The organism is Candidatus Liberibacter americanus str. Sao Paulo (assembly GCF_000496595.1).
GTDB lineage: Bacteria > Pseudomonadota > Alphaproteobacteria > Rhizobiales > Rhizobiaceae > Liberibacter > Liberibacter americanus.
In genome coordinates this window covers 219,304-239,045 of sequence record NC_022793.1, presented here as the reverse complement: position 1 = coordinate 239,045, position 19,742 = coordinate 219,304, and the positions used below count along the sequence as shown (strand labels likewise).

Genomic DNA, 19,742 nt, shown 5'->3' with positions numbered 1-19,742 from the left:
ATATTAATAAGAAGCCTTTCTCAAATTTTTATTCATCTACTTACCTAATAAACGTGCTATTATGAGGCATATTCCAATTATAATATTAAAAATAAAATCTATAATTGGTAATTATTAGGTTATCATAAAAAACAAAGAGGAATGAGAAGGTTTACATCTTGATTCAAACAGTCTTAAACAAAGTTTTTCTGATTGTTGTTTTAATATAAACATGATACGGCAACATCAAGAACTACATATACTATAACACAATCGTCCAAACGACAGAAGTATATAGCGATAATTTAGCTGTAACCCCCTAAATTTTTTCATTAATTGTGATAGAATATAGAAATCCATTCTTTTAACTTATAAATTTTGAATTTATTGAAATGATTTTGTTAAGAATATACTATGTGTATAGAAACTAGTATTGTAAATCTGCATTTATCGCTTTACTCTCCTCATCATTACTTTGATAAAAGCTTGTAATTATATTAAAAATAAAGCAAAGTACAAACAGGAAAATTAGCATTTTATAAAAATAGTAAAATCAAGTTGATTTAAATATCATTTTTGAAATTTAACAAGTTATTTATTACGATACGTAAATGCATATGTCTCACCGTAATTTTTTTAATTTAAATAGGCATTTACTTTACTTAAAGATAATTATAATCGATAATGAGATAAAGACAAAAATCTTTATTGATAATTTGAATGATTAAAATAAAAAGTACATAAACAGCATGAACAAATATTTTGACATTATATTTAGTGCCTTAATAGTGGTTAGTTTGGCGATATTCATACTGATATCTAAAGATATAAACTGTATATAGCAGACTCTCTGCAACAACTATGAAACAGCATACTTCTTGATACCAATAAACTTAACACCTTTAAACCTGCATGCAACAATCTTTTATATTCAATAGAGCCATTACTCAATCAGGTTAAGCAACACAACTCATAAAACTGCTAGAAACATAATTATCAATGCCAAGATTAAAAAAAACTCCAACAACCGATATTATATTATCACCGAATAATTCAAAAGTAGGAAAAGTTGCAAAGGATCCTCTAACTATTTGAAGCTTCTTTACATCTTCTTACTGAAACATAATAATAATATTGCCATAAAAATCTAGACCAGTATGCTCCCGTAACCTATTTTTAAAATATCTATAGGATCATGATAATAATTTAAATATAAATCATCCTTTATTAGTAAGTTTAACCATTTTATAAATAGTATCCCTAATATTTTCTTTCTAGCCAATTTTTGTAATGATTAACATAAAGATAAGATAGATGATTCTATAGGAATAATAATTATATTAATGCAATTTAAAACAGTATATTATATATTTATACAATGAAATAAATAGTTAGATTAATCTAAAGCTGTAATATAATGTTCATTAGAATTTATTAGCAATGATTCCAAATAATCATACAATGTATAGAATATGATATTGATTTGAAAATTACTTTGATAAAAAGGAAATCTACAAATCGGTAGTGGTATAAGTAATTATGTGATTTAAATTGCAATTATCATACTTAGTTAGGCAATGAAATATTTAAATATTAAATTAGATAGAATAAATAAAGGGATGGTACTTATAAATTAAATTCAATAAACTTAGAAAAAAATTGTAATGACACAAATATAAAAATATCTTCGCTGCTGTAATGAAATCAAAAATGTGTCAATTATATATATATCACCAGTAAATAATCTTGATGTAAACATAAACAATGAAGACAAGAAAAATATTTTTATATTAACAATCCCATTAGGGATAAACATTTTACATATTTTTATGATTAAAGGATACAATATAAATAAACTTCAAGAAATTAACAAACCTCTGAAACTACTAAGAGGGGAAGATAATAAATTACGTTGTCATTGGCAGTCGAACATAGAGGATTATCTTTTATATCACGATCAAGAATGGGGTTTCCCTGTTTTTAACGACGATAAGCTATTCGAAAATATTTGCCTTGAAATTTTTCAAGCAGGAATATCTTGGTTAACTATCTTAAGGAAACGTCAATTATTAAGAGAAATATTTTGCGAATTTCAAATAGAGAGAATCGCTTCATTCACAGAAAAAGACATATCAAGAATTTTACATATTCCCAAGGCAATACATAATCGTCGAAAAATTCTATCTATTATTAACAATGCTCGAAAAACAATAAAAATAAAAGAAGAATTAGGTTCTCTATCTTGTTATATATGGAAATATGAAGAAACAAAAGAGCATAAAAAAGAATCAACTACAACAGCCTCAATACAATTGACAGAAAACCTAAAAAAAAGAGGCTTTACATTTATAGGACCGACTATAATTAAATCTTTTATGGAAGCTTCAGGCCTTATAAATGGGCATATCAAAGGATGCATAAATCACGATAAAATAAACAAAATCCGCAATAACATAAAACAGCCTCTAATACTAAATTAATCATTTATATATAATGCACATAAAAAATTATTATATGCTATCCATATATAGACACTAGTTAAATATAAAAAAAATTGTTATTTAAAAGACCAACATAATATTTCATCACAAGAAAACAAGAAAAATCATTTATAAAAAAAATATTATTTCTTATGATATAGAAATAACACAGAAAAAAATTATAAAAAGGTTATTATGACACATATTATGTCTATTAAAGATCCTAATGCCATACAAAAAGCCTGTGAATTTCTAGTTGCTGGATTACCCATAGCAGTGCCAACTGAGACAGTATACGGACTAGCAGTGGACGCAAGGAACCCTATAGCTATTAGTCGTCTTTATGAAATTAAAAAACGCCCCCCTATAAATCCTCTTATATGTCATGTAAGCAGCATCGAGATGGCAAAAAAGTACGCGCATATGGATTCAATTTCATTATATTTATCACAATATTTTTGGCCAGGACCTTTGACACTATTACTTAAGCTTATAAGTAACTGTGATATTAATCCATTAACTACTTCCAATCTAAAAACTGCTTGTTTTAGAATCCCCTGCGGATTCACCAGAAATCTAATTAAAGCATATGGGCATCCTTTAGCCATACCTTCTGCTAATCTATCTGGCCAAATAAGTTTAACTAGTGCAAAAAGCATTTTATCAAACTCTATTAGTAAAAAAATTCCTCTTATAATTGACGGAGGAGATTCTGAAATCGGATTAGAATCAACCATTATAGAGGTTAAAGATGATCAAAAAATCTATGTCTTACGCCCAGGAGGGCTAGAAATAGAAGAAATTAAAAGAGTTTCTAGAAAAGAATTAAATCAATATATTGAAAAAACACTAGTCCCTCAGGCACCAGGCATGTTAGAATCACATTATGCACCAAGAGCTAAAGTAAGATTGCAGGTCACCAGTGTAAATTCTGGTGAAGCTTTGATTCGATTTGCAAATACGCCTATTAAAAATATAGAGAATACAATTATTACCCTTGACTTAAGCCCATCTGGAAATCTAAAAGAAGCAGCATTTAATCTATTTAATTACATGAAAATAGCTGATGATAGCGGAACTAATTCTATCGCATTTTCCAAAATACCAAATCATGGACTGGGGATAGCAATTAATAATAGGATCGAAAGAGCAGCTGCACCACGCTCTGGAACAGAAATATGAATATATTATCGAATGATACTAAAATAAAATTTATAGAAATTGTTGGGGAAAAAGGAGCTTTAGATGAGCAAAAGAGTATTTCACCATATCTAAAAGAAGAAAGAAATATTTACCATGGAAAATCACCTTTGGTTTTGCTCCCATCTTGTGTGAACGAAGTATCAAAAATTCTAAAATTGGCAACAGCAACAAAAACAGCGATAACGCCACAAGGGGGAAATACGGGGTTAGTTGGCGGCCAAATCCCACGTGAAGATGAAAATGATATTGTATTATCCCTTGAACGTATAAATAGTATAAGGGATATTGATTTGATAGGAAATACTATTTCTGTTGATGCTGGAATTAGCCTACTTGAAACAAAAAATTTAGCTAAAAATCACAATAGATTTTTTCCATTATCACTCCCATCGGAAAAATCATGCCAAATCGGAGGAAACATTGCCACGAATGCAGGAGGAAGCTCTGTATTATTTTACGGTAATATGCGACAACTTTGTTTAGGAATAGAAGCTGTTTTACCAAATGGTGAAATTTGGAATGGCATGACTAAACTTATTAAAGATAATAGTTGTTATGATATAAAAAATCTATTTATAGGATCAGAAGGCACACTTGGTATTATTACTGGAGCTACTCTCAAATTATTCCCTTATCCAAATATAAAAAAAGTCGCTTTTATAGCAGTAGAATCCATTGAACAAGCCCTAGAATTATTCCAACTATCAAAAAATATTGCACATAATATGCTTACAGCTTTTGAATTAATTTCTAAATCAATACTAGAATTAGTAATAAAGCATATACCAAACCATTTCTTTCCCTTAAAAAGCCGATATCCTTGGTATATACTACTAGAATTATCAAATACAGATACGATAGAAATAGCCAATAATACAGCTAATACCATATTATCAAAAGGATTTAAAAATGGCATAATAAATGAATGGATTTTATCCTCATCATCAATAGAAAAAAACGCAATCTGGCATTTACGAAATAGCATACCGTCTGCACAAAAAAAAGAAGGAAGATCTATTAAGCATGATATTTCAGTTCCTATAAAAGAGATCCCATCTTTTTTAGCTGAAACAACAAATCGCGTATTATATAATTTTCCTAAAACACGAATAGGCCTTTTCGGACATATGGGAGATGGCAATATTCACTTCAATGTATTTCCTCCAGCCGATGAGGATCAAGATAAATTCTTATCTCGTCACTGGGATGAAATTAATGATATAGTATACAGCACAGTTCTATCATATGGAGGATCAATAGCCGCTGAACACGGCATTGGTCAGTTACATAAAAAAAGATTAAAAAGAATATTAAAGCCTACAGAACTCAAGATAATGCAAAATATCAAGAAAATATTTGATCCTGCCGGCATAATGAACCCAGGAAAGTTTTTTTAAACAATAGCTATTACTTAACATAAATATTAGTTTTAACAGAACAGATATTAGTTTCATATAGTTTATTTTAATAATGATTTTTATAATAAAACAAAAATCAAATATCATGAATCACAAATAATTATTACTATCGATTTAACATATATAAAAAAGTAAAAAATTTTGATAAAACATATAATACTATATTATATACTTATATTATATTCAGCATAAAAAAGATAATCATATTAAAAACCAATAGCCATTATTACTATATATTTTATACTATTTACATAACGGCTCTAGAACGAATAGCTTCAAACAGAGTTCCTTCATCAAGATAATCTAATTCACTACCCATAGGAATACCATATGCTAGACGAGTAATCTTAATATTTACATTCTTAAGTTGATCAACAATATAATGAGCCGTAGTTTGCCCCTCAATTGTAGCACTAATAGCTAGGATTAATTCTTTAACCTGATTTGACTTTACTCTATCTATTAAGGACTGAATCCTCAAATCTTCAGGACCAACCTTGTCAAGAGGAGAAAGAGTACCCCCAAGAACATGATAAAGAGCACTAACCGCTCCTGCTCTCTCTAATGCCCACAAGTCAGAAACATCTTCTATTACCACTATTACCGAATTATCACGTTTATCATCCAAACACACAATACAAGGATCTACAGTGTCAATATTACCACAACGAGAACACATTATAACCTTATTATATATTGTATTTATAGCCTCAGCCAATGGCCCTAGAAGCTGATCTTTTTTCTTCATAAGATGCAAGACAGCTCTTCTAGCAGAACGAGGACCAAATCCTGGAATACGTGCTAACATCTTAATAAAGTTTTCAATTTCTATCCCTGTTATTTGTTTTTTCATCTCAACAATCCATTTAAAGAAAGGGATATAATCATACAGAAATTATGACGTACTTCATTTAAAATATAGAATAGGTATTTTCTCCCCATCTAAAAAGGCAATTTAAATCCAGAAGGAAGCTGCAATCCTGCTGCTGCTGCTGCCTCCATTTTTTTATTCTCAACTATACTTTCTAATTTACTACGAGCCTCACTATGTGCAGCGATAATTAAATCCTCTAATATTTCGGCATTATCTTTACATAATAAAGAATCGTCTATTTTTAAGCCTATCAGTGCATTATTTCCATTTAAACGCACAGTAACAAGCCCTCCACCAGAAATTCCCTCTACTTCAATTTCTTTTATAGATTCCTGTATTTCTTCCATTTTACCTTGAATTTTTTTAACCTGCCCCATCATTTTCATTATATTATTCATAGAATATCCTTCTTAAATTAGCATATATTAATACGAATCTCTAACTATTTACAAAAGCACACTTTTATGACTCACTTGTAGTACGAATACAAGAAACCTTCGCTTCAGGGAAAACAGCACGAATAACCTGAATATCAGGTTCTGAAAAGAAGTGATCTAAATCAAATCCTTTATCAGATTTTATTTGCCAATCATATCCCGTCCACTCTTTAAGCTTTGCAGCGAGTCTATTTAGCAAATTATCAGGAGAATCATTACGAAAAGAAACCTCTATCTCTCCTTTTTTAAAGGAAGTAACAATAATAAAATTCTGCAATAAATCTTTCATTTCATCATCACGATTATCCTCACATAGAACGATTAATTCCTGATTATTATTATCTGAAATACTAGGATTTAAAGCTATATTAGATTTTTTTTTTTAAGAATAGTTTCATTGCTTTTAGAGTAAGATAAACCTTTAGATTCAAAATTGTCTTGCGAACTATCATACTCACTGGTTGACTTAGGCAATAAATCAGTCGATGAATCAATATAATTACGAGTTTTTTGTTGTTTATCTTTTAATATATAGCGTGCAATACTTTCTGGAGAAGGCAATTGAGATGCATGTGCTAAACGTATCAAAACCATTTCAACCGCTTCTGCAGTACGAGGAAAACTATCTATTTCAGAAATACCTTTTAAAATCATTTGCCAAAAACGCGAAAGAAAAGTTATAGAAATATCTTTCGCATATTCAGACGCCCTCAAATTCTCAGTTTCACTATATAATGAACTATTGACCATCTCTGGCAAATATTTAATCCTTGTAACCAAATGCGTAAAATCAGCGAGATCATGTAGAACAACCGAAGGATTAATGCCTGAATCATATTGGGCAGAGAATACATGCAAGGCACCAACAATGTTACCCTTGATCAAATATCCAAATAAGTCAATTATCTGATTTTTATCAGCAATAGAGAGCATCAATTTAACAGATGCTACCTCAACTCGACCATCACCTCTGGCAATAGCCTGATCTAGTAAAGATAATCCATCACGAACCGATCCATCAGAAGCCCTTGCTATCATTGCAATCGCTTCATTATCATATCCTATAGATTCCTTTTTCATAACTTTTTTAAATAAACCAATAAGATTTTCAATAGATATTCGATCTAAATCAAAACGCTGACAGCGTGATAATACAGTTATCGGCACTTTCCGAATCTCTGTAGTAGCGAATATAAACTTAACATTAGGAGGAGGCTCTTCCAATGTCTTCAATAGAGCATTAAAAGCAGATGTAGACAACATATGCACCTCATCTATAATATAGACCTTGTAGCGTGCAGATATTGGCTTATAGCACATTTGTTCAATAATTTCACGAATATCATCAATGCCTGTATGGGATGCAGCGTCCAATTCAATCACATCTATATGATTACCCTGCAATATAGATTGGCAATGGTATCCTAAACCCTTAAATTCTACCGTAGGAAAATCTATACTATCTGTTTTATAATTCAAAGATCTTGCAATAATACGAGCAGTCGTGGTCTTCCCAACACCCCTTATTCCAGATAACATATAAGCCTGTGCTATACGTCCTGATTTAAAAGCATTAGTCAGTGTTTTGATCATGGCATCCTGCCCAACCATCATATCATCAAAACTATGGGGGCGATACTTTCGTGCTAAAATATGATAATTATCCACCAATTTTGCCAAAGGAAATATTTCCTAAAAATTAAAAAAGAGAGGCTGAAAAAACGACCCGTCATCACAATGCTAGGGCTGCTTCTTTCCAGATCTGACCCGATTTACAAGAATAGCGTCCGTCCTCCAGCCTCTAAGCAAAGATTATCGGAAATCTTTATATAAAATACAAGCAAATATCGCAAATTATTTAATTAAAATCTCAGTTAAAGCTAATTATTATATATTTACAACAATCTAATAAGAAGATTGGATTACGAGTATGATCTCCTAATTAGTTATATGGATATACTTTACTGAATACTATTACCAATATAACATATCATATAGTCACTTAATATTTAAATAAACAAAATATTCAATCGAACTAAAATATTAACAAAAACATAACTAAATCAAATTATTAGACTTATTTAACTATATTAATAAAATATATTATCGTATTTCTTAGATATGGTTCTTACTCATATGTGATATGAAAAATATTCATGAACTATAAAAACAATAATTTATTTATTGCCAATTACCTTAAAGATTTAAATTAAAAAATACTTATTAAAGGAAATTAATTATAAATTTTGTTCATTTTTTATTTTGATAGAAATGTTTTATAATGAGAAAAAACGATTTGTGTGCGATATATACATGGTTAATAAAGTTAAAATTAAAAGTTTAAATCTTGACGAATTTCGTAATTATGATTCGTTGCATCTAGAATTCAATTCACAACAAAATATATTTATTGGAAATAATGGATCAGGAAAAACTAATATTTTAGAAGCTATATCTTTCCTATCGCCAGGACGGGGATTGCGACGTACGTCATATTCCGATGTAACACGTATAGGCTCTCCTATGCTTTTTTCTGCATGTGCAAACATAGAAGGAATGGAGGGATCGGCAGATATATTAATTAAATTAGAATCAAAAGATGATAAAAACGTGAGACGTTTAAAAATTAATGATCTTAATGTACGAACTATAGACGAACTAAATAATCATCTGCGAGTAAGTTGGATTATCCCCGCCATGGATCGAATTTTTAGCGGACCTTCTGTAGAAAGGCGTAGTCTACTAGACAGAATGGTTCTTTCCTTTGATCCTAAACATAGACGTCGCATGATTGATTTTGATCGCTTAATGCGTAGTAGAAACCGTTTAATATCTGAGGAATATTTTGATACATCTTGGTGTAATAGCATTGAAATACAAATGGCTAAACTAGGTATTGATATAACTATATCACGTATAAAAATGATTAAAAAACTTTCTTCAACCATGACAGAATATATAGAAAAAGAACATTTTCCTCATATTGAACTCAATTTATCTGGTTTTTTAGATAATAAATTCGATAAGTATTACCTTGAATTAGAACAAGAATATGCCAATATTCTTTTAAGAAACCGCAAAATTGATGCTATTGCAGGACGCACTTTAATTGGGCCTCATCGAAGTGATCTGATAGCTAATTATTGCGATAAACACGCAAAAATAGATCAAGCTTCAACAGGAGAACAAAAAATAGTTTTGATTGGAATTTTTTTATCGCACGCGATACTAATATACAATACAACAGGATTTGCGCCTATTTTATTATTAGACGAAATTGCAGCGCATCTTGATGAGAAAAGACGTAATTCATTATTTCAAATCATCACAGATATAGGAAGTCAAACTTTTATAACCGGCACTGACAAATCAATTTTTTCTTCTATAAATAAATCTGCAACATTTATATACATTGCTAATAACAAAGCATCTTATCTATAATCTTCTATATAAGAGGAAGTTCCTAGTAATAACAGATTATATTTAAGCATCAAACTAACTCTATATGAATGATATAAAAACTGTTTATTTGAATATTTCATTAGGGTATACACCCCAAATTTTACTTTGTTTAATCCATCCTCTTACCTCAGAATTTTCGATAAAACACCAAATTCCAGAGCACTCGCGTATTTTTAATAATGCTCCTGGTTCAATTTTGGCAACTATTATAGATTCGATATCAGGTTTATTATATAGATTGATATAGGTTATATCTCTTGATTTACGCGTCCAAGGTGAAATAATGGCTGATCGCTTCATAGATAATAATACCTTTTTAATCCAACCATAATTCCCATACAAATCACGTATCTTCCTCCAATCTTCATATTCTTGAATAATTTCAACAGGAAAGCCTTTTTGTAAATATATACGAGATACAGCATAACCTGTTCCAGGACCAAAACGAACATTAGTGCGATTAGATTTAATGGTGACAAAACGAGGCACCGAATGAAATTTAGATATATGTTTATCATTAGATAAGATAGGATCAGATGTCATCACCCAACATAATGCTAATATAAAAGCAAATAAATTATGCGATATTTGCGGTAATTTTAACATTTAGATTATAAAATCCATAGCACTATAAAATATAGGATATTCGCCACAATATACTAAGATTATTACATTAACCAAACAATAAATACAAAGGCAGCTTTCCTAGCAATAATCAAATTATAAATCAATATTAAAAATCCCCGTTGATATATAAAAGGAGAAATGAAAAACACATTTATATAATACAGCAATATTTAATATTTATATAATGACAAAAAACTATTGAACTAACAATAATCTTATCCTCGAGATATAACCAATAATAGGTTGTAATAATCAATAAGTTATCCTTTAATTATATTTAAATATAAAAACTATAGATATAATATCACTAGTATTTTTTTATATAATAATATATTTAAAAAATATAAGTTACTGCTATCATAAATACATGGGAAGCATAATAACTAATCTAGTCCTTATCACGCGCAACAATAGCTCCTATCTCTGCTTCAGATACAACAGTGCCATTAACTTTTGCATGACACATAAATTTCCAAGCAGTAAGACGACTACGTAATTTGCAAACATGAAATTCCAAACGATCTCCTGGAATGACTGGTTTACGGAAACGAGCCTTGTCAACTGTCATAAGATAAGCCGCCTTCTTATTATCAAAACCATTTTTAATCGCACAAATAGCACCTGCAGTTTGAGCCATACCTTCAATTATAAGAACACCAGGCATTACTGGCATTCCAGGAAAATGACCCATAAAATGAGGCTCATTGAACGTAACATTCTTAATACCTATAGCAGAATTATCACCATTAATATCAATTATTTTATCAACAAGCAAAAAAGGATACCTATGTGGCAAAAATTTCATTAACTCAACAATATCTTTTCCATATAAGCAAGATACATCACTTTCCATTTTCATACCTTATCTTTTGTATATTTTAAATTAAATTAGCACGATAATATGGATATTCATTCCATAGAAAGATCTTTAATAGTAATTCTCACATTGTCCTCTATATTTATATAATCCGCAATAGCACATTGACTTTCTATGAATACATTATCTCCTATAAAAGCAGATATACCAATGCCAACCTTATTGGCAATAATACATCCAATACCTATGTAAACGTTGCGTCTTATTTGCACTTGATTGCCAATTTTACTATTCTCTCCGATTATAGTATTATCAATCTTACCACGATGAATAATAGTATTAACACCTATCTCAACATTATCTTGAATAACTACACGACCAAGGTCAACAGTATCATCGACTGACAACACATTATCCATAATACATACAAAATCATTACTGCCTATCTTAACCCCTGGATTAACAACAACATTGTTACCAATAAAAGCCGAAACAACGGTTACACCAGCCCCGATATTGCAGTAACGTCCAATTTTAACACCCAAACCGATAAAAGATCCTGGACCTATATATGTATGACTACCAATTTCAACGCCAGAACTAATAACAGCCATTGAATCAATAATAACATTATCTTCAAATTTTACATTTTTTGATATGGAAGCTTTAGAAGAAATACCTTCTATAAATCTAGTAATTGGCCTTATCCTGATATCCTGCGGATATAAAATTGACCCTAATATAGCAAGAGAAATATGTGGTTTATCAGACAATAGACAAGGAATACTCTTGGGAATAAAAGGCAATATATCTAAATTACATAAAATAGCAGATGCCTGGCATATATCAACATTATTAATAAACTTACGCGATAAGATATAAGAAATATCACCTTCAGAAGCAAAAATAAGAGGAGCTATAGAAAAAATCATCCTCTCGCCATAACTATTATCTGAAAGAATAGCCCCTATAATATCAGCCAATTTTATAAGAGGAAATCCCTCATTCGAAGAAGAATATGATTTTCCCAAATAAGACAACCTTTTTATATTAATAAATTATATATCTACCTACTAAATACTATTTCCGATCGTAAAACCAAAAGGCATAACAACATCATACGATTGTTTAAGTATAGGAATTCCATAATAAATGCTCATTTTTCCAAAGATTGGAACATGCATAACAATTGATACACCAGCAGCAACACGAAAGTAAGGATCATTACCATCTATATCACTATTGTTATTCAAACGAAAAGCGTTGTTATGAAGTGTAGCGGTATCTACAAAAAAAGTACCACGCAATCCTGAATCATCCGAAGCAAATGCCATAGGAAAATCAACTTCTGCACTTGCTGATACATAAGTTCTTCCACCAATAGCAAGGCCATCCTTCTTTAAACGTGGACCTATTCCAGATCGAGCAAATCCTCTCAAATTACCTGGACCAATCATAAATTGATCAAAAAATTGCAGGTTCTCATTCCTAGGGAAAATATGACCCATCCTGAATCTCATAGAACCAATAATGTCATAATTATCTGATAAGAGTTTAAAATAATGTGCCATCTGAGTTAATTTATGATAATTAGAATCTCCTCTAAATCCCGCATATTCATAATCAGAAGATAGCGATAAACCATTTCGTGGCATGTTAATATTATCTAACGTGCTATATTCAACAGATTGTGAAACAAATAAACTATTAAACTTACCATGAGATACCAATTCTCGATTAAAATCAGAAGAGTTATTATTATCAGCATTACCATACTTTAAAACATCATAACCAAATTTAGAGGTTGTTGATATATTCTCTAATACAGGGAATCTGGCATGCAAGCGAAGTCCAGAAATATCTTTTTTGAAAAATTTATCTGTAGAGTACGATTTCATTAAATTAAATCCGGATGCAATCGGGGTATTAAAAAAATATGGATTAACGAAATTTAAATTGTAATCTCTAAAATTATTGCCACTAAAACTAAAATTTAAACCTAAATCATATCCTCTACCTAAAAAATTACCATCACTAAATCCGCTATCAAATGAACATTCAAGCGAATCTCCACAACTAGCGCCAATCTTTATAACAGCATCACTAGATTGTTTTACTCTAATAGTCAGCAAAACATGATCAGGAATGCCTGATGATAATTGATCAATTAAAACATCAGAAAAATGACCCGTTGCCATTATACGACGCCTAGAACGTTCAATCATAGCTTGATTTATTGGATCGCCCTCACTAAAACCAAGCTCTCGACGAATCACATAATCATATATTGAAACATTACCCCTAATATCTATTCTATCAACATAGAGAGGAGGCCCCTGATCAACAATATATTCAACATTAACAGTATTATTTATAAAATCACGATTAACACGATGAGTAACATAAGCGAATGGATTTCCAATGGAATACAAATAATTTGTAATCTTTAGAACATTCTCTTCAATTACTTGAGCGCTATATAAATCACCAGATTCATTATTAATTAATGAAAGCAATTTATCATGTGGTACAGACTGCAAATCAGATCTAACAATAACTTTACTAATTCTATAAACTGAACCTTCATCAATATTAAAAGTCAAATCATATCTATTGTTATTAAAAACAGCTTTTGAACTAACTTTAACTCCAGCATATCCCCTATTATAATAAAAATTACGGATCAACTGTTCATCGTAACTCAGTCTTTCCTTACTGTAAATATCTGCTCCCATAGCTAAAAATGGAAAATAACCCGAAGTTTTCAAAGATATTACTCTACCTAACCTATTGCTAGAATAACTCTTGTTGCCAGAAAAACTAATATTGCTTATTTTTGTTCTAATACCTTCTGTAATTACGTAACATATATTTATAGTTCCAGGAGATATATTATATACTTGGATATCTACTGAAGCAGTCGGATAACCCGCATAAGAATAGTATTTCTTAATAAGTTTTATAGAAGAATCAACAAGATCTTTATTATATGAAGAAGATGGATGAATACCTATAAGCTGCTCTAAACTAGCATCTGATATTTTTTTATTTCCAGAAAATACAACTTGATTTATTATTTTATTTTCTACTACATTTATAACAAGAACTGAACCTACAACATCTATTTTAACATCAGAAAAATATCCTGTGGAATAAAGATACTTTATAGAAGCATCAACGTCTTCATCAGAAAAATATTTGCCAGCTATTATGGGAATACGAGAAACAATAAGCTTATCGTCTCTATAAGTCATGCCCTTAATTTTAATACTATTTACAATAAGTTTATTTGCCCCATACGCAAAAGGAACAAACATAATAGCCCCTATAAAAACAAAAAATCCAACACGAAATAACCTATAAAACATCTATAAAACCATTATTCATTTTTAAAAACTAACTAATTAATCTATAAATATCATTTCCAATAATTAATACAAATGACGTTATCACTATAAACAGCCCAATTATCATAATAATCATTTCTGCCAATTTTCCAATAGATTTTCCCCGTATCATTTCCAAGAGGAAAACCCAGCAATTCCAACCATCAAGCAATGGAATAGGCAATAAATTAAAAAAACAAACAGATAAAGATAAAACAGCTACAAAATCAATATATGATTTAAATCCTTCAGAAGCAACATTTTTAGCAATTTTAATAATAGCTATTGGACCAATAATCTGACTAGATTTAACTTTACCATGCAAAATATCCCTTAATGCGATAACATTACTTCGCATTAAATCAAACGAATAATTTAATCCTTTTAAAATTGATTCCGAAATTGATCTATATTGATAATGAATAACACTACTATCAAAATTCACTCCTATCGATAAAACAGAATTTTTAATATCAAAATTATTAACTATGTATTTAGTCTGCGGTATGATTTTTACAGTAATTTCCCCCACATTAGAACGGTACAAAATAATTTTAATTTCTTTAGAAAGATTAGTATTTAGATATGAATGAACATCTCTTATATTTGAAATCTTTAATCCATCAATAGATAATAAACGATCTTTAGATTTGATGCCGGCAATATCAGCAGGGCTACCAGAAATAACATCTGAGACAACAGGATCAATCATAGGCATAGGACTATTATATACAATAAATATAAAAATCAAAATAGCTGTAATCCAATTTGCAAACGGACCAGCAAGAGATATCATCATCTTTTTCCATGCATTAACGTTCTTGAAAGAATGATTATCATCTTTGCTTTCAACAAAACTAACATAGCCACCTAAAGGTATAAGAGAAATCTTCCAACGGGTTCCTAAAGAAGATGTAATCCCATAAAGTTCAGGTCCAAAACCTATAGAGAAAACCCTTACCTTTACGCCACATAAACGAGCTGCTATATAATGCCCAAACTCATGAACGGTAATTATAAAACAAATCGCTAAAACATATGGAAAAAAATATTCTAAAAAAACTGGAATCATTGTCCTGTCCATATCCAATCAATAAATTAAGAATTATATTCTAAAAATTCAACACTCATTTATCTAAACCAATTTGTTTATGAATTAGGTTTATACTGACAACAAAGCAACTATTATCATTGTTGAACAGGCAAAAATTAATCCATCAAATCTGTCCATCATTCCACCATGACCTGGCAACACCCAACCAGATTGTTTCACACGAAAGTATCTTTTGACGAAAGATTCAAACAAATCTCCTAATTGACTAGATACAGTGATAAGCGCAGCAAGGACTATTGATGAATGTAATTTATATCCGAGAAAAAAATACAATACGACACAACCGATACAAATAGCACAAACAGCACCCCCGATAGATCCTGCCCAAGTTTTTCCAGGAGAAATAATCGGAGCCATTTTAGGCCCTCCTATTTGCTTCCCAATAAAATATGCAAAAACGTCAGTAGTCCATACAACAGATAAAACAAACAACATGACAATAAAACCTTTAAAATCATCGCCACGAAGAAATACCATTGCAACTGACGGTAATCCGGAATAGATAACACCCAAAGAATGCCAAAAAGCTCTACCCCGCACGATAGAAATAAACGCGCTTATTAAAGAATACAACACCAATATAAATACAGCAGATTTAATTTCAACCATAATAATCATATATGATATAAGGCAGCAAAATAATAACTCTAAAATCTTCTCTCCTAAATTGACAGCAAAATAGTTTGTAATATTCACCCATTCACAATAAACAGATAAACCTATAATTATCGCCAAAATACGAAACCATATCCCTCCTATCCATAACGCCGACAAAAAAATACAAGCAACTAAAATACTTGTTAATATCCTTAATATCAATTCTCGATACACCTAAACAACGCTCATTTCTCTTTTGGACAATCCACCAAATCTTCTATCACGAAGGGAATATTGTTCTACAGCATAAAAAAACAATTTCTTTGAAAAATCAGGCCAATAATCTGGAATGAAAACAAATTCAGAATAAGCAGATTGCCAAAGCAAAAAATCAGATAACCGCCTCTCGCCACCGGTACGAATTATAAGATCCGGATCCGGAATATTAGCTGTATCCAAATATTTATCGATAAAAGATGTATCTATATCACTTGAACATACAAGTCCAGATTCTATATCTTTAGCAATCCCTTTTATTGCACGAGCAATTTCATTGCGAGAACTATAATTAAATGCTATCAATAGCTTTAAGCCCGTATTAAAACTTGTCTTTTCCTCAACCTCTTTCAACAGCATCAAAATATCACTATTTAGTCCACTACGATTTCCTATAATGCGAACTTGTACATTATTTTTTTTAAAGACTTCGAAACCTTTTTCAACAAATCTTCTGATTATTTTTATAAGCTCTGATATTTCAGATTTAGGCCTACACCAATTATCAGATGAAAAAGCAAAAATAGTAAGATATTTTATACTGAGCTCAGTAGCAGCAATAACAACCTCACTTACAACCTCTACACCCTTGTGATGGCCAACATAACGCGGTAATCCCCTAGCAGAAGCCCAGCGGCCATTACCATCCATAATAATCCCAACATGCTCAGGAACTAATAATGACGTCATAAATGATGAGCACCAAACCAAATTACGATGTTTAAATGAAAATTAAAAATGCATAATCTCTTTCTTTTTTTCCTCAAAGAAATAATCAATAGATTTGACCGCATCATCTGTTATCTTCTGGATACCATTTACCAAAGACTCTCCTTCGTCCTCGCTAATTATTCCATCCTTCTTAAATTTTTTTATATTGTCCATGCCATCACGCCGAATATTTCGAACTGAAATCTTGCCTTTTTCCGCATAACTTTGAGCAATCTTCACTAGAGAAATACGCCTTTCTTCAGTAGTTTCAGGAACGGGGATGCGCAACAATTGACCCTCAACGATAGGGTTAAGCCCAAGATTAGACTCATGAATAGCACGCTCCACCGCTTGAACCATTGACTTGTCCCAAACAGACACGGAAAGCATACGAGGATCAACTACACTAACATTAGCAACCTGATTCAAATGAACACGCGATCCATAGGATTCAACCTTAACTGGATCAAGCATAGATGCAGAAACCCTACCTGTGCGCAAAGACATCATATCCTTTTTCAAAAAAGATATAGCATCATCCATCCTCATTTTGATACTTTTTAAATCAATTACTTGATTCATAATCTATTTCCACCTTTCTAAAAAGCATCTGCTTTTACCTCAAATCATTCTCCAGATATAATAGTACTGCCTGATAATCCTGATAAAGCTCCTAAAATCCCCCCTGAAGAATGGATAGAAAACACAATTATAGGTATATTGCTATCCCTCGCTATAACTATAGAAGTCGCGTCCATAATCTTCAATTCTTTTTCTATAACCTGATTATAAGTCAAGTTATCAAACCTCAAAGCAGAATCATCTTTTATTGGATCGCTAGAATAAACCCCATCAACTTGAGTTCCTTTTAAAATGACATCAGCTTTTATCTCAATCGCACGCAGTGATGCCGCAGAATCAGTAGTAAGCAAAGAGTTACCAGTTCCTCCTGAAAAAACAACAACACAACCCTGCGCAATATATGACAACGCTGCCTGATATGAAAAAACTTCACAAATCTGTGGCATAAAAATTGATGACAAAACCTTAGTTGGAATATTAATTTTCCGCAAAGCAGAGCATAAAACCAAAGAGTTAATAACAGTAGATAACATACCAATATTATCAGCAGTAGGACGTTCAATTGATAGAGATTCATCAACAACTTTCGATCCTCTAAATATATTCCCTCCGCCTATAACAATACCAATTTCAACTCCCTTTGAATGGACCTCAGCTATATCAGCACATATTCTATCAACTGCTTTTAAGTCAATTCTAAATGATGAACCACCAGCAAGAGATTCCCCCGAAACTTTTAAAAGAATACGTTTATATTTAAAACCAGACAACTATCTATCTCTAACTAATTTTTTAAACAAAAATACATAGGCAAAATCGTATATAATTTTAAAAGAATAATACCGCTATTAATATAGTAAGCAAAAACTTTCCACACTATATAGGTTTATCTAGCTCCCTAAAACAAAATGTATCATATCAACTAATTCAATCTGCGCACCAACAACTTTTTCAGATTCTTTTAAAAAAACAGATATAGTCTTAGACGGATCAACAACAAAATCCTGAGATAATAGCACAACTTCTTTAAAAAACTTTTGCATCTTTCCATTTACTATTTTTTCAATAACATCAGATGACTTGTCAGAATCGCGAATTTCTTCCATATAATATGCCCTTCTTTTTGCAACAATCGAAGGATCAAGCTTTTCAACAGAAATTACCAAAGGAGAAGAAGCTGCTACATGCATTGCAATCTGTTCTCCAATAAAAGAAAGTTTTTCTTTATCTCCAGAAGACCGCAGTGCAACTATCACACCTATTTTACCCAAAGACTTTGCAACAGCAGAATGAACATATGAAGAAACAACCCCCTCTGAAACAGACAAAATCCCCGTCCTACCTAATTTAATATTTTCACCTACAATCGATATACAATTTTTAATTTTGTCTTCTACATTGATACCATCATCGCATTGAGCCAATGATATACTCTCTGCAGTACCATCAGTGGAAAGCGCAACATCAGCAATTTTATAAACAACATTTTGAAATTCAGCACTAAGTGCAACGCTCTCAGTTTCAACATTAACTTCTATAATAGCAGCTTTTTCATAGCCACTATGGGATATCCCTATCAATCCATCAGAAACATCCTTACCAGAACGAGCAGCCGCTTTTAACTTTCCTTTTATTTCTAGAATCTCAGCAGCCTTATCTAAATCATTATTGGACTCAGATAAAGCATTTTTACAATCCATAACACCTGCGCCAGTTCTATCACGTAACTCTTTTACTCTAATAGCAGATATTCCACTCATAAAAAAAAATTCCCCTTCA

General features: G+C 31.1%; 18 protein-coding genes and 1 other RNA gene. 4 read left to right on the top strand and 15 right to left on the bottom strand.

The genetic code is table 11. The features are described from left to right. The first annotated feature begins 1,691 nt into the window (after positions 1-1,691). The 3 genes from LAM_RS00985 (at position 1,692) to LAM_RS00975 (ending at position 5,059) form a co-directional block, all read left to right on the top strand. Positions 1,692-2,459 (top strand): DNA-3-methyladenine glycosylase I, encoded by a 768-nt coding sequence (locus LAM_RS00985; RefSeq protein WP_007556718.1) that lies wholly within the window; start codon positions 1,692-1,694, stop codon positions 2,457-2,459. 195 nt (positions 2,460-2,654) lie between these two features. Next, complete coding sequence (locus tag LAM_RS00980; RefSeq protein ID WP_007556719.1) at positions 2,655-3,641, top strand: L-threonylcarbamoyladenylate synthase; 987 nt, start codon at positions 2,655-2,657, stop codon at positions 3,639-3,641. Beyond that, complete coding sequence (locus LAM_RS00975; protein WP_007556720.1) at positions 3,638-5,059, top strand: FAD-binding oxidoreductase; 1,422 nt, start codon at positions 3,638-3,640, stop codon at positions 5,057-5,059. The genes LAM_RS00980 and LAM_RS00975 overlap by 4 nt, the downstream gene beginning before the upstream one ends. A gap of 268 nt (positions 5,060-5,327) precedes the next feature. On the opposite strand, the gene recR is transcribed toward LAM_RS00975, so the two are convergent. From recR to ffs, 5 genes are all read right to left on the bottom strand, one after another. After that, positions 5,328-5,933 (bottom strand): recombination mediator RecR, encoded by a 606-nt coding sequence (gene recR, locus LAM_RS00970; protein WP_007556721.1) that lies wholly within the window; start codon positions 5,931-5,933, stop codon positions 5,328-5,330. Between the two features lie 89 nt (positions 5,934-6,022). Then, a complete protein-coding gene (locus LAM_RS00965; RefSeq protein WP_007556722.1) occupies positions 6,023-6,352 on the bottom strand; it encodes a YbaB/EbfC family nucleoid-associated protein in 330 nt (109 codons plus the stop codon). A gap of 64 nt (positions 6,353-6,416) precedes the next feature. Next, positions 6,417-6,680 carry a hypothetical protein gene (locus LAM_RS00960; protein WP_007556724.1) on the bottom strand — a complete coding sequence of 88 codons (264 nt, stop codon included), beginning with the start codon at positions 6,678-6,680 and terminating at the stop codon, positions 6,417-6,419. Positions 6,681-6,754: 74 nt separating this feature from the next. Continuing rightward, on the bottom strand, positions 6,755-8,080 hold the full coding sequence (locus tag LAM_RS00955; RefSeq protein ID WP_144079394.1) for a DNA polymerase III subunit gamma/tau: 1,326 nt from the start codon (positions 8,078-8,080) through the stop codon (positions 6,755-6,757). A 16-nt stretch (positions 8,081-8,096) separates the two neighbouring features. Next, positions 8,097-8,194, bottom strand: an RNA gene (gene ffs, locus LAM_RS05205) — signal recognition particle sRNA small type. A gap of 510 nt (positions 8,195-8,704) precedes the next feature. On the opposite strand from ffs, the gene recF reads away from it, so the two are divergent. Further along, positions 8,705-9,832 (top strand): DNA replication/repair protein RecF, encoded by a 1,128-nt coding sequence (recF, locus tag LAM_RS00950; protein ID WP_007556726.1) that lies wholly within the window; start codon positions 8,705-8,707, stop codon positions 9,830-9,832. A gap of 84 nt (positions 9,833-9,916) precedes the next feature. Here recF and LAM_RS00945 read toward each other — a convergent pair whose 3' ends face one another. The 10 genes from LAM_RS00945 to tsf form a co-directional block, all read right to left on the bottom strand. Continuing rightward, positions 9,917-10,459 (bottom strand): SH3 domain-containing protein, encoded by a 543-nt coding sequence (locus LAM_RS00945; protein ID WP_007556727.1) that lies wholly within the window; start codon positions 10,457-10,459, stop codon positions 9,917-9,919. A gap of 409 nt (positions 10,460-10,868) precedes the next feature. Next, complete coding sequence (fabZ, locus tag LAM_RS00940) at positions 10,869-11,333, bottom strand: 3-hydroxyacyl-ACP dehydratase FabZ (RefSeq protein ID WP_007556728.1); 465 nt, start codon at positions 11,331-11,333, stop codon at positions 10,869-10,871. Positions 11,334-11,389: 56 nt separating this feature from the next. Next, complete coding sequence (locus LAM_RS00935; protein WP_007556729.1) at positions 11,390-12,328, bottom strand: UDP-3-O-(3-hydroxymyristoyl)glucosamine N-acyltransferase; 939 nt, start codon at positions 12,326-12,328, stop codon at positions 11,390-11,392. 42 nt (positions 12,329-12,370) lie between these two features. Further along, on the bottom strand, positions 12,371-14,665 hold the full coding sequence (gene bamA / locus LAM_RS00930; protein WP_007556730.1) for an outer membrane protein assembly factor BamA: 2,295 nt from the start codon (positions 14,663-14,665) through the stop codon (positions 12,371-12,373). A gap of 28 nt (positions 14,666-14,693) precedes the next feature. Then, a complete protein-coding gene (locus LAM_RS00925; RefSeq protein WP_007556731.1) occupies positions 14,694-15,755 on the bottom strand; it encodes a M50 family metallopeptidase in 1,062 nt (353 codons plus the stop codon). 90 nt (positions 15,756-15,845) lie between these two features. Then, entirely contained in the window at positions 15,846-16,616 is a 771-nt protein-coding gene (locus tag LAM_RS00920; protein ID WP_240532022.1) for a phosphatidate cytidylyltransferase, read from the bottom strand. A 12-nt stretch (positions 16,617-16,628) separates the two neighbouring features. Beyond that, on the bottom strand, positions 16,629-17,360 hold the full coding sequence (gene uppS / locus LAM_RS00915; protein WP_007556733.1) for a polyprenyl diphosphate synthase: 732 nt from the start codon (positions 17,358-17,360) through the stop codon (positions 16,629-16,631). A gap of 42 nt (positions 17,361-17,402) precedes the next feature. Continuing rightward, positions 17,403-17,963 carry a ribosome recycling factor gene (gene frr / locus LAM_RS00910; RefSeq protein ID WP_007556734.1) on the bottom strand — a complete coding sequence of 187 codons (561 nt, stop codon included), beginning with the start codon at positions 17,961-17,963 and terminating at the stop codon, positions 17,403-17,405. 44 nt (positions 17,964-18,007) lie between these two features. Beyond that, the gene (gene pyrH, locus LAM_RS00905) at positions 18,008-18,733 is read right to left on the bottom strand and encodes a UMP kinase (RefSeq protein ID WP_007556735.1); all 726 of its coding nucleotides are present in this window, start codon (positions 18,731-18,733) and stop codon (positions 18,008-18,010) included. Positions 18,734-18,853: 120 nt separating this feature from the next. Further along, positions 18,854-19,723 carry a translation elongation factor Ts gene (tsf, locus tag LAM_RS00900; RefSeq protein WP_007556736.1) on the bottom strand — a complete coding sequence of 290 codons (870 nt, stop codon included), beginning with the start codon at positions 19,721-19,723 and terminating at the stop codon, positions 18,854-18,856. Between the last annotated feature and the right edge of the window lie 19 nt (positions 19,724-19,742).